At 70.0% G+C, this 13,672-nt stretch carries 12 protein-coding genes; 9 read left to right on the top strand and 3 right to left on the bottom strand.

Features of this window, described 5'->3' with window-relative positions:
• Window positions 1-56: 56 nt before the first annotated feature.
• On the bottom strand, window positions 57-1,277 hold the full coding sequence (locus H5411_RS13760; RefSeq protein ID WP_183123980.1) for an MFS transporter: 1,221 nt from the start codon (window positions 1,275-1,277) through the stop codon (window positions 57-59).
• A gap of 102 nt (window positions 1,278-1,379) precedes the next feature.
• Between H5411_RS13760 and H5411_RS13765 the strand changes: the two genes are divergently transcribed.
• The 7 genes from H5411_RS13765 (at window position 1,380) to H5411_RS13795 (ending at window position 8,374) form a co-directional block, all read left to right on the top strand.
• Window positions 1,380-2,753: a purine-cytosine permease family protein gene (locus H5411_RS13765; RefSeq protein ID WP_183123981.1), complete on the top strand. Its 1,374-nt coding sequence runs from the start codon at window positions 1,380-1,382 to the stop codon at window positions 2,751-2,753.
• Between the two features lie 44 nt (window positions 2,754-2,797).
• Window positions 2,798-3,472 (top strand): SDR family NAD(P)-dependent oxidoreductase, encoded by a 675-nt coding sequence (locus H5411_RS13770; RefSeq protein WP_183123982.1) that lies wholly within the window; start codon window positions 2,798-2,800, stop codon window positions 3,470-3,472.
• Window positions 3,469-4,494: an S-adenosylmethionine:tRNA ribosyltransferase-isomerase gene (locus tag H5411_RS13775; RefSeq protein WP_183123983.1), complete on the top strand. Its 1,026-nt coding sequence runs from the start codon at window positions 3,469-3,471 to the stop codon at window positions 4,492-4,494. Before H5411_RS13770 ends, H5411_RS13775 begins: the two co-directional genes overlap by 4 nt.
• Window positions 4,495-4,608: 114 nt before the next feature.
• A complete protein-coding gene (locus H5411_RS13780) occupies window positions 4,609-5,664 on the top strand; it encodes an ABC transporter substrate-binding protein (protein ID WP_101435422.1) in 1,056 nt (351 codons plus the stop codon).
• A gap of 25 nt (window positions 5,665-5,689) precedes the next feature.
• Window positions 5,690-6,466 (top strand): ABC transporter ATP-binding protein, encoded by a 777-nt coding sequence (locus H5411_RS13785; RefSeq protein ID WP_101435421.1) that lies wholly within the window; start codon window positions 5,690-5,692, stop codon window positions 6,464-6,466.
• Window positions 6,453-7,337, top strand: coding sequence for an ABC transporter permease (locus H5411_RS13790; RefSeq protein ID WP_101435420.1), 885 nt, complete (start codon window positions 6,453-6,455; stop codon window positions 7,335-7,337). Before H5411_RS13785 ends, H5411_RS13790 begins: the two co-directional genes overlap by 14 nt.
• A gap of 47 nt (window positions 7,338-7,384) precedes the next feature.
• Entirely contained in the window at window positions 7,385-8,374 is a 990-nt protein-coding gene (locus tag H5411_RS13795; protein WP_183123984.1) for a YdcF family protein, read from the top strand.
• Here the strand turns inward: H5411_RS13795 and H5411_RS13800 are convergent, their stop codons facing one another.
• A complete protein-coding gene (locus H5411_RS13800; RefSeq protein WP_183123985.1) occupies window positions 8,375-8,590 on the bottom strand; it encodes a cold-shock protein in 216 nt (71 codons plus the stop codon).
• 138 nt (window positions 8,591-8,728) lie between these two features.
• Window positions 8,729-10,270, bottom strand: a complete 1,542-nt coding sequence (locus H5411_RS13805; RefSeq protein WP_183123986.1) for a DEAD/DEAH box helicase — start codon at window positions 10,268-10,270, stop codon at window positions 8,729-8,731.
• A 278-nt stretch (window positions 10,271-10,548) separates the two neighbouring features.
• Here H5411_RS13805 and H5411_RS13810 point away from each other — a divergent pair, with 278 nt between their 5' ends.
• Both H5411_RS13810 and H5411_RS13815 read left to right on the top strand, forming a co-directional pair.
• Window positions 10,549-11,877: a serine hydrolase domain-containing protein gene (locus H5411_RS13810; protein ID WP_101435414.1), complete on the top strand. Its 1,329-nt coding sequence runs from the start codon at window positions 10,549-10,551 to the stop codon at window positions 11,875-11,877.
• 12 nt (window positions 11,878-11,889) lie between these two features.
• On the top strand, window positions 11,890-13,617 hold the full coding sequence (locus tag H5411_RS13815; protein WP_183123987.1) for an acyl-CoA dehydrogenase: 1,728 nt from the start codon (window positions 11,890-11,892) through the stop codon (window positions 13,615-13,617).
• Window positions 13,618-13,672 lie beyond the last annotated feature (55 nt).

Genomic DNA, 13,672 nt, shown 5'->3' on the forward strand with positions numbered 1-13,672 from the left:
CCGAGGGGTGAAGGAAGGGCCTGCCGGGGATTTCCCGGGCAGGCCCTTTCTTGCGTTCACGGCACGCGGACCGGCGGATGCCGCAGCGCGCGGACGGCGGGAGAGCGCAGCGGGGAGAGCGCGGCGACGGCGATCAGGATCCCGCCGACGAGGACCACCTGCGGCGCACCGAACGCCGCACCGAGCGGTCCGGCCAGGAGTTCGCCGACCGGAATGCCCGCGTATGACCCGAAGTCGTCGAACGCGGCCATCCGGGACAGCAGGTGCCCGGGGATGTTCTCCTGCATCGTCGTGTCCCAGGCGACGCTCATCACGCCCGCGCAGAACCCGGCGACGAACGTCGCCCCGGCCAGCACCGCGAAACCCGCGTGCAGGCCGAGCGCGATCAGCGGCAGCACGGTCAGCGCGGCGCTCGTCAGTCCCAGCGGCAGCAGGCGTCGCGGCGCGAGCCGGTACATCACCAGCCCGGCCAGCAGCGCGCCCACCGCGCGCACGCTCAGCACCGCGCCCCATCCGGCCGCACCGATGGTGGTCTGCGCGATGCCTGGCCCGAGCACCAGCCAGCCGCCGGTGAAGACGATGTTGTACACGGTGAACGCCGTGACCACCCGCCACAGCCAGCCGATCCGCCAGAACTCGCGCCAGCCGGTCCGCACGGTGTGCAGCAAGCCGATCTGCTCGCTCGCGCGCACCGGGGGCAGGGTGACCATCTGGTACAGCAAGGCGGCGAGGACGAACGAGATCCCGTCCGCGGCGATGGCCCAGCCGCCGCCGACCGTGCCGACCAGCACGCCCGCCACGGCCGGACCGGCGATCTTGGTGACGTTCTTGCTGGTGGACAGCAGCGAGTTCGCCGGGCGCAGCGCCTCCGCCGGGACGATCTGCGGCACGATCCCGCGCAGCACCGGCGTGGTGAACGCGGTGCAGACCCCGCCGAGGAACTCGGTCGCCGCGACGGCGGCCAGCGAGTAGGCACCGGTGAGCAGGATGGCCGCGGCCGCCAGTTGGGCCGCCCCCGCGCCCAGGTTCGACAGCCGCAGCACCCGGTTGCGCGGAAACCGGTCGCCGACCGCGCCGCCGACGAGCAGGAAGGCCAGCCGCGGCACGATCCCGGCGGCGAGCACGACGCCGAGGTCGGTGGGACTGTGGCTGCTGCCGAGGACGGCGAACGCGAGCGCCACCGGAGTCATGGCGCTGCCCAGCAGCGAGACCAGCCGTCCGGTGCAGAAAACGGCGAACGCGCGATGGCGCAGCGGCGAGCGCGGTCCTTCCCCCATCCTCGCGATCCTGCCGAGAACGGGTCGGGAACGCCACAGAGTAGTGGCGCGGCCGGGTACTCCGGTTCAGACTCACGGGTCAGCCGGGAGAAAGGGCACGAAATGAGCGGGATCGACGCCGACGTCTTCGGGGGCCGGATGCCGTCCGGAGCAGGGGATTTCGCGATCGAAACACACGGAATCACCCCGATCCCGGCGGCGAACCGGTTCGGCAGGCCGTGGCGGCTCGCGGGGGTGTGGTTCGCGCCGAACCTCACCATGACCGCCGTCTTCACCGGCACCCTCGGCGCGACGCTCGGGCTCGGCTTCACCACCGGGTTCGTCATCGCGCTGATCGGCACCGTGGTCGGCTCGCTGCCGGTCGCGTGGCTGTCCACCTGGGGTCCGCGCACCGGAACCGGTCAGCTGCCGCTCGCGCGGCTTCCGTTCGGCGGCGGCGTCGTGCTGCCCGGCCTGGTGCAATGGCTCGGCTCGATCGCGTGGGACGCGCTGGTCGGGTTGTTCGGCGGCGAAGCGCTGGCCCAGCTGACCGGATTGCCGTTCTGGGCCGCGGTGCTCGTGGTGCTGGTGCTGCAGTGCACCCTCGGCGTGTTCGGCTACGCGGTGATCCACCGGGTCCAGGCCGTGATGAGCGTGGTGCTGGTTGTCGCATTTGTCGCGCTCGCCGTAAAGGTGGTGCTTGATCACCCGATTACGTTCGCCGATTCCGCGACGGGCGGCGATTTCGCGGGTGCCGTCGTGCTGTTTTCCACTATTACGCTCAGCCTCGCTATTTCGTGGGCTCCTTATGCGTCGGATTTCAGCCGTTACCTCCCCGCTTCGACGCGGCCGAGCGGCGTCTTTTGGTTCACGCTGCTCGGCCTGACCGCGTCGTACGCGCTCGGCGAGGGCATTGGGCTCGCGCTCGGTACCGCGTTGGGCGACCAGACCGCGGCCGGAGTGTCGACGCTGCTCGGCGGCGGTGTCCTGGGTGCGGTGGCGTTGCTGGTGATCGCGCTGGCCGCGGTGTCGTCCAACGCGATGAACGACTACAGCGGCTCGCTCGCGCTGCAGACCGTCGGCGTGCGGGTGCGCCGTCCGGTGTCGGCAGTGGTCGTGACGGTGCTGGCGTTCGCGTTGATTCTCTGGATGCACAGCGGCGACCTGGCGGCGAAGTTCCAGAACGTGCTGCTGGTGGTGAGTTACTGGATCCCGCCGTTCCTGGGTGTCGTGGTGCCGGACTGGCTGCGCCGCACGCGGCGTAGCCGGGAGGTCGACGTGCTGGCTGAGCTGCGACGTCCGGTGCGCGGCTGGGCCGCGATCGTGGCGTTCGTGGTGGGTTTCGCGGCCGCGGTGCCGTTCATGAACACGACTGTCTACACCGGACCGGTCGCCGCCGCGCTGCACGGGGCGGACCTGGCGTACTACGCCGGGTTCGTGGTTTCGCTGGTGGCGTACACGCTGCTGCGCGGCCGCCGGCCGGTTGACCTCCAGTAAGGTAGAGGTCGCACGCTGGCAGGTGCCTACTTCTGGAGGGACCAATGCCAGCAGCTGTTGTCACCGGCGCTTCCGCCGGTCTGGGCCGGGCGCTCGCCGCGGCTCTCGTCCGTCGCGAATGGACAGTCCTGGGCACCGGACGCGACCCGGGGACGCTGCGCGCCGCCGCGGCCGAGGCCGGGTTCGCGCCGGTGCCCGGCGACGTCACCGACCCCGCGCACCGCGCCCGGCTCGCCGAAGCCGCCGGGCCGCGGCTCGACCTGCTCGTCAACAACGCCAGCACGCTCGGCGTCAGCCCGCTGCCGCCGCTGGCCGAGTATCCGCCGGACGAGCTCGAGACTGTCTTCCGCACCAACGTTTTCGCGCCGCTCGCGCTCACCCGGCTGCTGTTGCCCTCGCTCACCGCGGCGAAGGGAGTGCTGGTGAACATCAGCTCCGACGCCGCCGTGGAGGCGTACGAGGGCTGGGGCGGCTACGGTTCGGCGAAAGCCGCGCTGGACCACGTGAGCGCGGTGCTCGGCGTGGAGAACCCGGACCTCGCGGTGTACGCCGTCGATCCCGGGGATCTGCGCACGGCCATGCACCAGGCCGCTTTCCCGGGCGAGGACATTTCGGACCGGCCGTTGCCGGAGACCGCGGTACCGGCTTTCCTGCGGCTCCTGGAGGAGCGTCCGCCGAGCGGCCGGTTCAAGGCGGCGGATTTGCGGGTGCGGTCATGACCGCACCGCGCACCCGATTCGACCTGGCCGAGGACCGGAGCGCGTCCGCGCCGCCCGAAGCGCGCGGCCTCGCCCGCGACGAGGTGCGGCTGCTCGCGGCCGGCCCTGAAGGCGTGCGGCATGCCGTCTTCCGCGACCTGGCGGCGTTCTTGGATCCCGGGGATCTGTTGGTAATCAACACTTCCGGCACGCTCCCCGCTGCCGTGGACGCCGTCCGGGACGACCACGTCATCGCCGTCCATTTCTCCACCGAACTGGACGACGGCACCTGGGTGGTCGAACTCCGCGCGCCCGACGGCCCGCTCCTCGACGGCCACGCGGGGGAGCGGCTCAGCCTGCCCGCCGGTGCCGCCGTCACGCTGCGGGAGCCGCACGTCGCCGGTGCGCAACGCTTGTGGCGCGCGAAGATCGAAGTGGAAGGCGAGGTCCCGCGGTATCTCGCGAAGGTCGGGCGGCCGATTCGCTACGGCTATGTCCCGCGCGCGTGGCCGTTGCCGAACTACCAGACTGTGTTCGCGCTCGACCCGGGTTCGGCGGAGATGCCGAGCGCGGCACGGCCGTTCACTGCGGAATTGGTCACACAACTCGTCTCGCGCGGCGTGTTGTTCGCGCCGATCTTGTTGCACACCGGCGTCTCGTCGCCGGAAGCCGGGGAACCGCCGTACGGTGAGCGATTTCGCGTTCCGGCGACGACTGCCGCGTTGGTCAATTGGGTGCGTGACCAGGGTGGACGCGTTATCGCAGTAGGGACAACGGCGGTGCGCGCGATCGAATCGGCCGCGAATCCCGGCGGGCTCGTCACCGCGGCGGCGGGCTGGACCGAACTGGTGCTCGGTCCGGACCGGCCGGCCCGCGCGGTCGACGGTTTGCTCACCGGCCTGCACGCGCCGCAGGCGTCTCACCTGCTGCTTCTCGAAGCGGTGGTGGGTCCGGAGCTGGTGCAACGGGCTTACGACGCGGCGGTGCGACGCGAGTATCTGTGGCACGAGTTCGGTGACGTCTCGCTCCTGACAAGCAGGTGAGGCCCACGCCTGTCAAGTAATCCCACACAATTTCCCGGGATGCGGATGCATATGCAGTCTCGCGGGTGAACGTGTCATTCTCGCCCCGTTCCGCTGACCGCGAAAGGGCCATTTGTGCGTACATTTCCGCGAACCCGATTGCTCGCTTCCGCACTCGCCGCGCTGACGGTGCTCGGGGCGCTCGCCGGGTGTTCCCGCGCGGACCGCACCGAGGCCGCGACCAACGAGGGCGCCGCCGGGGAGGTGCGCGTCGGCTTCTTCCCGAACGTGACGCACACGCCCGCGCTGATCGGGGTCAAGAAGAACTTCTTCGCGCAGAACCTCGGCAGCACGAAACTCACGACTCAGACTTTCAACGCCGGTCCGTCCGAAGTGAACGCGCTGCTCGGCGGTTCGCTCGACGTCGCGTTCATCGGCTCCGGACCGGCGATCAACGCTTTCACCAAGTCCAAGGGCGAGATCCAGCTCGTGTCCGGCGCGGTCACCGGCGGCGCGCAGCTGGTGGTGAAGCCCGGCATCACCTCGGTCGACCAGCTCAAGGGCAAGACGATCGCGACGCCGCAGCTGGCCAACACCCAGGACGTCGCGCTGAAGAAGTTCCTCGCCGAGAAGCATCTGACCGGCCAGGTGAACGTGACCAACCTGGACAACCCGAAGACCCTCGACGCGTTCCGCAAGGGCGAGGTCGACGGCGGCTGGCTGCCCGAACCGTGGTCGTCGCGGCTGGTGACCGACGCGGGCGCGAAGGTCCTGGTGGACGAGAAGTCGCTGTGGCCGCAAGGCCGGTTCCCGACCACCGTCGCGATCGTGCGCAGCGAGTTCCTCAAGCAGCACCCGGACACCGTGCGCGCGCTGCTGAAGGGCGAGCTGCAGGCGATCGACTGGGCGAAGAAGAACCCGGCCGAAGCGAAGACCGTGGTCAACGGCGCGCTCAAGGAGCTGTCCGGCAGTTCGCTCAGCCCGGCCGTGCTCGACCGCTCGTTCGCGAACATCGAACTGACCACCGACCCGGTGCCCGCGCAATTCCCGCAGCTGGCCAAGGACTCGGTGACCGCGGGCGTGGTCGACAAGGTGGTGGACCTGAAGGGGTTCGCCGACTTCGGCCCGCTCAACGAAGTCCTCAAGGCGCAGCAGCTGCCCGTCGTCAACGCGCCCGAACTGGCCAAGTGACCTCCCGACCGGAAGGCGATCCGCGATGACCACCACCCTGGCGCGACCAGTGACCGCCGCCGTCCACCTCGACCGCGTGGGCAAGGTGTTCGGCTCCGCCGGCAGCGCGGTGACCGCTCTCGACGGGGTCGACCTCACCGTCGAACCGGGCGAGTTCGTCTGCCTGCTCGGCGCGTCCGGCTGCGGTAAGAGCACGCTGCTGAACCTCGTCGCCGGTCTCGACCGGCCGTCCGCCGGTGAGATCACTCTCACCACTTCGCGGCCCGCGGTGATGTTCCAGGAAGCCGCGCTGATGCCGTGGCTGACCGCGTCCCGGAACGTGGAACTGCCGTTGCGGCTCGCCGGCTTCGGCCGCTCCGAGCGTCGGCAAAAAGCCGCTGAGCTGCTGGACCTGGTCCGGTTGAGCGACGCGGGGCGCAAGCGTCCGCACGAGCTGTCCGGCGGGATGCGGCAGCGGGTCGCGCTGGCCCGGGCGCTCGCCGCGACCCACCGCGTCGGCGGCGACGACGGCAACGCGTTGCTGCTCATGGACGAACCGTTCGCGGCGCTCGACGCGATCACCCGCGACGTGCTGCAGAGCGAGCTGCTGCGGGTGTGGCGCAGCACCGGCACCTCGGTGCTGTTCGTGACGCACGACGTGCGCGAGGCTGTCCGGCTTGGACAGCGAGTGGTGCTGCTGTCGTCGCGTCCGGGCCGCGTCGTGCGCGAATGGCACGACGTCCCGTCCGCCGACGCCGAACTGCTGGCCGACGAGATCACGGCCGATCTGCGAAAGGTGATCAGCACCCATGCCGCAGCCTGACCAGGCGGCCCCCGACCTCGACGAAGCCGTCGGCGCCGGCCTGGACCGGCTCGACACCCCCGCCGGCGCGCGACCGGCGTCGCTGCGCCGCCGGTTCGTGCGCGGATTCCTGCCGCCGCTCGGCGCGCTCGTGCTGCTGGTGATCCTCTGGCAGATCCTGTGGGCCGCCGCGTTCTGGCCGGAGACGACGCTGCCCGCGCCGCTGGACGTCTGGGCCGAGTTCTGGAGCACGGTCACCGACGGTTCGGTGTTCGGCTTCATCTGGACCTCCGTGCACCGCGCCGCGCTCGGCTTCGCCGCCGGGGTCGTGATCGGCACGCCGCTGGGCATCCTGGTGGCGAAGGTCCGCGTGGTGCGCGCCGCGATCGGCCCGCTGCTGAGCGGGTTGCAAAGCTTGCCGTCGGTGGCCTGGGTGCCCGCCGCGGTGATCTGGTTCGGCATCAACGACGCGGCGATCTACTTCGTCGTGCTGCTCGGTTCGGTCCCGTCGATCGCGAACGGCCTCGTGTCGGGCATCGACCAGATCCCGCCGATCCTGCCGCGCGTCGGCAAGGTGATGGGCGCCGGGCGGTTCGCCGCGGCCCGGCACATCCTGCTGCCCGCCGCGCTGCCCGGGTTCCTGGCCGGGCTGAAGCAGGGCTGGGCGTTCTCGTGGCGCTCGCTGATGGCCGCGGAACTGATCGCGCGCTCGCCGAGCCTCGGCGTCGGGCTGGGCACGTATTTGAACGACGGTTCGTCGTACAACTCGATGCCCAAGGTGATCGCGGCGATTTTCCTGATTCTGTTCGTCGGGGTGGCGATCGAGCTGATCGTGTTCCGTCCGCTGGAGCGGTCGGTGCTGCGCGCGCGGGGCCTGACGGCGTCACTCTGAGTACCTGCCCGCGCGACGCGCGGGCGTGCCCGACAGAATGCACGACCATGACCTCCGGGCTGTTCGCGCTGGTTTCCGTGCTCGTGTTCGCCGTACGGTTCGCGCGCGAGCCGCGGCGGGTCGGCAACGCGGTGTGGTTCCTGATCGCGCTCGGCTTCACCGGATTGTGGCTGCTGACGTTCTTCAAACACGTCGAATGGGCGCAGATCGCGATCATCGTGGTCGTGGCGCTCGTCGGCGGGCTCGGCGCTTTGGCGCTGCCGTGGGCACTGATCGCGAACGGCGTCGTGATGCTGCGCCGCGAGGGGCGGCGGCTGGCGAACCTGCTGTCGCTGCTGGCGGGGCTGGGACTGCTCGCCGTGTTCGCTCTCGCGGTGAGTTCGCTGGTCTTCGACGATCAGCCGTTGCTGCGGGTGGCCGCGATGGCCGTGCTGTTCGTGACCGGTTATCTGGCGTTTTTGTTCACCGCGCTGCTGCTGTACTCGATCCTCTACAGCCGGGTCACCCGCCGCGCCAGCGCCGGAGCGGTGGTCGTCCTCGGCTCCGGGCTGCAAGGCGACCGGGTTCCGCCGCTGCTGGCCAGCCGACTCGACCGCGCGGTGCAGGTGCAGCAGCGGTCGCCAGGGGCGTTGCTGGTGGTGTCCGGCGGGCAGGGCGCGGACGAGCTGACGTCTGAGGCGGACGCGATGGCGCGGTATCTCCGGGCGGCCGGGGTCCCGGCGGACCAGATCGTGCGGGAGGACCGGGCGACGGCCACCAGCGAAAACCTGCGATTCAGTGTCGCTTTGCTTGAGCAGCGCGGGTTTTCCGGGCCGATTCTGGCCGTGACGAACAACTACCACGTCTTTCGCACGGCGGTGCTGGCGCGGCAGTTGGGGTTGCGGCTCAACGTGATCGGGGCGAAGACGGCGTCGTACTTCGTGCCTAGCGCGTTCCTGCGGGAGTTCGTGGCGTTGCTGCTGCAGTACCGGAAGACGAACGCGGCTGTGGTGCTGTTTTTGGGCGTGGGCCCGTTTTTGCTTTTTCTGATCAGCTGATCAGAGGGAGTGCACCCGGATCGCGCGCCAGTGGCAGCCGTCCTGTTCGGCACGCTCGACGGTGAACCGCACGTCTTCCCCGGCGGTCAGCGACCGGAAGCCGTCGGCTTCGATCATCGAGAAATGCGCCCAGACCGGACCGTCGACGGCGGGTGATTCGAGGATTCCCCAGCCCTCGTCGACTTCCCAGCGCACGACTTTCCCGCGATGCTCCACGACGGCCAGCGTAAAGAGGGATCGCCGTGCCGCACAGCGAATTTCGGCACGACGATGCGATGCCGCCCTCGCCGATCACCGGGTCGTGGGTGTTGTTGCCGAGGAGAACCGGCGACAACACCCACTCCCGAAGGCCGCTCAGGACTCCGACTGCCGCCGTCCGCCGGAACCGTTCCTGCGGTTTCGCGACGGCTGGCTCGACCCGCGGCGGCCAGCGCCCTCCGCGCCTCGGCGACCGGCGCCCGTACCGCGGCGCTGGTCTTCCCGGCGGGCCTGCCCCGGCTGCCGCTCCGAACCGGAACCAGCCGGTGACCCAGCCCGAGCGGCGCGCGGTTCCGTGCCCTGCCGGGGACCGCCCCGGCCGCCACCGGAACGGCGGGGCTGCGAACCGGTCCGTGCCCCGAGCCCGCCTCGGTTCTCCGAGGGCGCGCGACGCCGTCCCGTGCCCGGTGCGGCACCGGAAGCGGTCACCGTCTTGGGACGGTTGTCCACCACCGGGCGACGCGGCGAAGCGGTGAACGACCGGTCTCCCGGAGCCAGTTCGGCCAGCAGCGGGTGCGAAGGCGAGATCCGCGTGGTGGTCGGCGAGATCCCCGCCTTCCGGGTCAGCGCGCGGACGTCCGAGACCTGCTCGTCGGTCATCAGGGTCACCACGGTGCCCGACGCGCCCGCCCGCGCGGTGCGGCCGGAACGGTGCAGGTACGCCTTGTGCTCGACCGGCGGGTCGGCGTGGATCACCAGCGTGACGTCGTCCACGTGGATGCCCCGGGCGGCGATGTCCGTGGCCACCAGGGTTTTCGCGGTGCCCGACGAGAACGCTTCCAGGTTGCGCGTGCGCGCGTTCTGGCCGAGGTTGCCGTGCAGTTCCACGGCCGGGACGCCGCTCGCGACGAGTTTGCGCGTGAGGGCCTTCGCGCGGTGCTTCGTGCGGGTGAAGACCAGGGTGCGGCCGGGAGCCGCGGTCAGGTCGACCAGGACTGGCAGCCGGTGGGTTTCCTTGAGGTGCAGCACGTGGTGCGTCATCGTCGAGACCGGGCTCTGCGCCGAGTCGACGCTGTGCAGCATCGGGTCGTTCATGAAGCGCTTCGCCAGCACGTCGATGCCGTTGTCGAGCGTCGCGGAGAACAGCATGCGCTGGCCGCGCTCGGGGGTGGCCGCCATGATGCGCCGGACCTCGGGCAGGAAGCCCAGGTCGGCCATGTGGTCGGCCTCGTCGAGCACGGTGATCTCGATCTTGTCCAGCTTCGCCTCGCCGGTGCGCATGTGGTCGGCGAGCCGTCCGGGACAGGCGACGACGATGTCGACGCCGTCGCGCAGGCGGGTGATCTGCGGGTTCGCGCTCACGCCGCCGAAAATCGTGGTGGCCTTGAGGCCCAGCGGACGCGCCAGCGGCACGATCGCGGCCTCGATCTGGGTGGCCAGTTCGCGGGTCGGGGCGAGGATCAGCGCCCGCGGACGGCCGGGGCGGCGCCGCGTCGGGCCGGCGGCGAGGCGGGCCAGCACGGGCAGGACGAAGCCGTAGGTCTTGCCGGAGCCGGTGCGGCCCCGGCCGAGCACGTCGCGGCCCGCGAGCGTGTGCGGGAGCGTGGCGGCCTGGATCGGGAAGGGCTCGGTGACGCCCTGCGCGGCGAGTGCGTCGACCAGGGGTTTGGGCAGGCCGAGTTCAGTGAAAGTCGTCATGGGCTGGTGCGGACGCGAAAGCGTCCCGTATCTCCGTACGTAGCGCGGTTGTCCTGCCCGGCGCGGCCTCGGGTGGCTGCGGCGCGTGGTCGTCGACAACAGTGAAACGCGGCCCGAGGCAGAACTGAGCGGACCGCATGGCCGACTATACCGTCCCAAGATCGAGCGGGCTACGTGATATCGCCCGCAGGCCGCCACGCGCGAACCGACGAAGCGCGTGCGCGAGGTTCGTTCGTTTCCACCACCGCCGCCGCGCCGGCGGGTGCGAGGCTGGCCGCATGAGCGCAGACGAACTCCGCGGACTGCTGGGCGAATGGGCGCGGGAGGCCGGGGTTCCCGGCGTCTCGGTCGGGATTTTCCACGAGGGCAAGGAAACCCTGCTGACCGCAGGAGTGTCCAGTGTGGACACGGGAACGCCGGTGGACGACGGCACGCTGTTCATGATCGGCTCCACCAGCAAGACGTTCGCCGCCACCGCGGTGCTCGTGCTGGTCGAGGACGGCGTGCTCGAACTGGACCGGCCGGTGGTCGAGTACCTCCCGGATCTGAGACTCGCCGACCCGCTCGCGCGCAAGACCGTGACGCTGCGCCACCTGCTCACGCACTCGCCCGGCTTCCTCGGCGACATCGAGGTCGACACCGGCTGGGGCGACGACGCGCTCGCCCGCGCGGTGGAGCAGTTCGACGAACTGCCGCAGGTGTTCCCGGTCGGCGAGGTGGCCTCCTACTGCAACGCCGGATTCCTGCTGGCCGGCCGGGTCGCCGAGGCGGTGTCCGGCGGCACCTACGAGGACCTGGTCCGCACCCGGCTGCTGGAGCCGCTCGGCATGACCGACTCGTGCTTCCAGCCCTGGGAGGTGCTGACCCGGCGGCACGCGGTCGGGCACGCGCTGCGCGAGGACGGCCCGGCGGTCGCGCACACCGTTGGCCTCGCCCGGGCGGACGCTCCGGCCGGCGGTCTCTGGTCGACTGCCCGTGACCAGCTGAAATGGGCTCGATTCCAGCTGTCCGGCGGGGAGGTGCTGAGCGACGAGACCCGCCGCCTGATGCACGCCGCGCAGCGCGAGGGCGCGCTGCCGTTCGAGGAAATCGGGCTGTCCTGGCTGCGGCTGAGCCACGGCGACGCACAGCTGGTGCGGCACGGCGGCAACGTCAGCAACCTGCAGCTGTCGGAGTTCGTCATGGTGCCGAGCGAGAACTTCGCGGTCACCGTGCTCACCAACAGCGCGGGCGGCGGCGCGCTCGGCCCGCGGGTCGTCGACTGGTGCCTGGAGAACGTGGCTGACCTGCCGAAACTGGGCAATCGTCCGATTCAGGCGATCGACCCGGGCGACTGCCCTGGACGGTATCGGACGGGCTCGCTCATCTTCGAATTCACCGAACGCGACGGCTCGCTCTGGGCGCAGATGATCCTCGACACCGATCAGCCGGACGTCCTCTCCGCGCCGCCGTTCGAGGTCGCGTTCGTCGCCGAGGACGTGCTCGCCCGTGCCTCCGACACCCGCAGGCCGAGCGCGCGTTTCCGGCGCGACAGCCTCGGCCGGGTGGACGCGGTGGAGTCCGGGGGCCGCACCGCGCTAAAGTTACCGGGCAGTAATATCGGCTGACCTGGAGATGCGATGAGCGAAACGGCGACAGCGCTGCTGAACCCGCGCGACTACGACGCCCGGAAGTTCGACCCGGAAACCCGGCGGCTCCTGCGGGCGACGATCGACTGGTTCGAAGCGCGCGGCAAACGCCGTCTCGCGCAGGCGTATCACGACCGCGAGTTCTACGCCGACTTCCTGGAGTTCGCGGGCAAGGAAGGCCTGTTCGCCACGTTCCTCACCCCCGCCGCGGATTCGGCCGGGGATCCGGATAAACGCTGGGACACCAGCCGGATCGCCGCGCTGGCGGAAATTCTCGGCTTCTACGGCCTCAACTATTGGTACCCGTTCCAGGTCACCGTTCTCGGCCTCGGACCGGTGTGGCAGAGCGGGAACGCGGCCGCCCGCAAGCGGGCCGCGGAAGCGCTCGCCGAGGGCGGCGTCGGCGCGTTCGGACTGTCCGAAAAGGAGCACGGGGCGGACATCTACTCGTCCGACCTCGTGCTCACCCCGGACGGCGAGGGCGGCTACCGCGCGAACGGGTCGAAGTACTATATCGGCAACGGGAACTGCGCGCGCACGGTTTCGGTGTTCGGCCGGATCGACGGCGTCGAAGGACCGGAGCAGTACGTGTTCTTCTACGCTGATTCCGAGCACCCGAACTACCACGTCGTCAAGAACATCGTGCCGTCGCAGATGTATGTCGCGGAGTTCCGGCTCGAGGACTACCCGGTGCGCGCCGAGGACATCCTCCACACTGGACCGGAAGCCTTCAGCGCCGCGCTGAACACGGTCAACATCGGCAAGTTCAACCTGTGCTTCGGCGGCATCGGAATGGCGACGCATTCGCTGTACGAGGCGATAACGCACGCGCAGAACCGGATCCTGCACGGCAACCCGGTCACCGATTTCCCGCACGTGCGCCGCGAATTCGTCGAAGCCTACGCGCGGCTCACCGGGATGAAGCTGTTCTCCGACCGCGCGATCGACTACTTCCGCTCGGCGAACCAGCAGGACCGCCGCTACCTGCTGTACAACCCGATCACCAAGATGAAGGTGACCACCGAGGCGCAGAAGGTGATCGGGCTGGTCGCGGATGTCGTGGCGGCCAAGGGTTTCGAGGCCGACACCTACCTCGCGATGGCCAAGAACGACATCGACGGCCTGCCCAAGCTGGAGGGCACGGTCGCGGTGAACCTCGCGCTGATCGCCAAGTTCATGCCCGCGTACCTCTTCGCGCCGCAGGAATACCCGGCGGTGCCGACCCGCGACGACGCCTCCGACGACGATTTCTTGTTCCGCCAAGGCCCGGCACGCGGGCTGTCGAAGATCCGGTTCCACGACTGGAAACCGGCGTACGAGAACGCGAAGCACCTGCCGAACGTCGCCCGGTTCACCGAACAGGCCGAAGTGCTGGTGCGGCTGCTTTCCGAGGCGACGCCGGACGAGGCGCAGCAGAAGGACCTGGACTTCGGGCTCGCGCTGACCGAACTGTTCACCCTCGTCGTGTACGGCCAGCTGATCCTGGAGCAGGCTGAGCTGACCGGCGTGTCAGACGATGTGCTGGACCAGCTGTTCGCGGTGCTGGTGCAGGACTTCAGCGTCGCGGCGGTCGAACTGCACGGGAAGCCGAGCTCCACCGAGAAGCAGCAGGAGCTGGCGCTGGCCGGACTGCGGAAGCCGGTGGTGGACCACGAACGGTTCACTCGCGTGTGGGGGACGGTGCGCGAGCTTTCCGGCGCGTACGAAATGAATCCCTGATACGCGCCGCTCGCTAGAGCCCCTCTGGCTCTCCGATTTCGCCGAGGTCCGTGAA

This window comes from Amycolatopsis echigonensis, from assembly GCF_014174495.1.
In the GTDB taxonomy this organism is placed as follows: domain Bacteria; phylum Actinomycetota; class Actinomycetes; order Mycobacteriales; family Pseudonocardiaceae; genus Amycolatopsis; species Amycolatopsis echigonensis.

What these genes read in the sequence shown, in the direction of transcription:
- H5411_RS13765 (WP_183123981.1), top strand. Translation starts at nt 1,380, where the DNA reads ATGAGCGGGATCGACGCCGACGTCTTCGGGGGCCGGATGCCGTCCGGA.
- H5411_RS13810 (WP_101435414.1), top strand. Translation starts at nt 10,549, where the DNA reads ATGAGCGCAGACGAACTCCGCGGACTGCTGGGCGAATGGGCGCGGGAG.
- H5411_RS13785 (WP_101435421.1), top strand. Translation starts at nt 5,690, where the DNA reads ATGACCACCACCCTGGCGCGACCAGTGACCGCCGCCGTCCACCTCGAC.
- H5411_RS13795 (WP_183123984.1), top strand. Translation starts at nt 7,385, where the DNA reads ATGACCTCCGGGCTGTTCGCGCTGGTTTCCGTGCTCGTGTTCGCCGTA.
- H5411_RS13815 (WP_183123987.1), top strand. Translation starts at nt 11,890, where the DNA reads ATGAGCGAAACGGCGACAGCGCTGCTGAACCCGCGCGACTACGACGCC.
- H5411_RS13790 (WP_101435420.1), top strand. Translation starts at nt 6,453, where the DNA reads ATGCCGCAGCCTGACCAGGCGGCCCCCGACCTCGACGAAGCCGTCGGC.
- H5411_RS13805 (WP_183123986.1), bottom strand. Translation starts at nt 10,270, where the DNA reads ATGACGACTTTCACTGAACTCGGCCTGCCCAAACCCCTGGTCGACGCA.
- H5411_RS13760 (WP_183123980.1), bottom strand. Translation starts at nt 1,277, where the DNA reads ATGGGGGAAGGACCGCGCTCGCCGCTGCGCCATCGCGCGTTCGCCGTT.
- H5411_RS13770 (WP_183123982.1), top strand. Translation starts at nt 2,798, where the DNA reads ATGCCAGCAGCTGTTGTCACCGGCGCTTCCGCCGGTCTGGGCCGGGCG.
- H5411_RS13775 (WP_183123983.1), top strand. Translation starts at nt 3,469, where the DNA reads ATGACCGCACCGCGCACCCGATTCGACCTGGCCGAGGACCGGAGCGCG.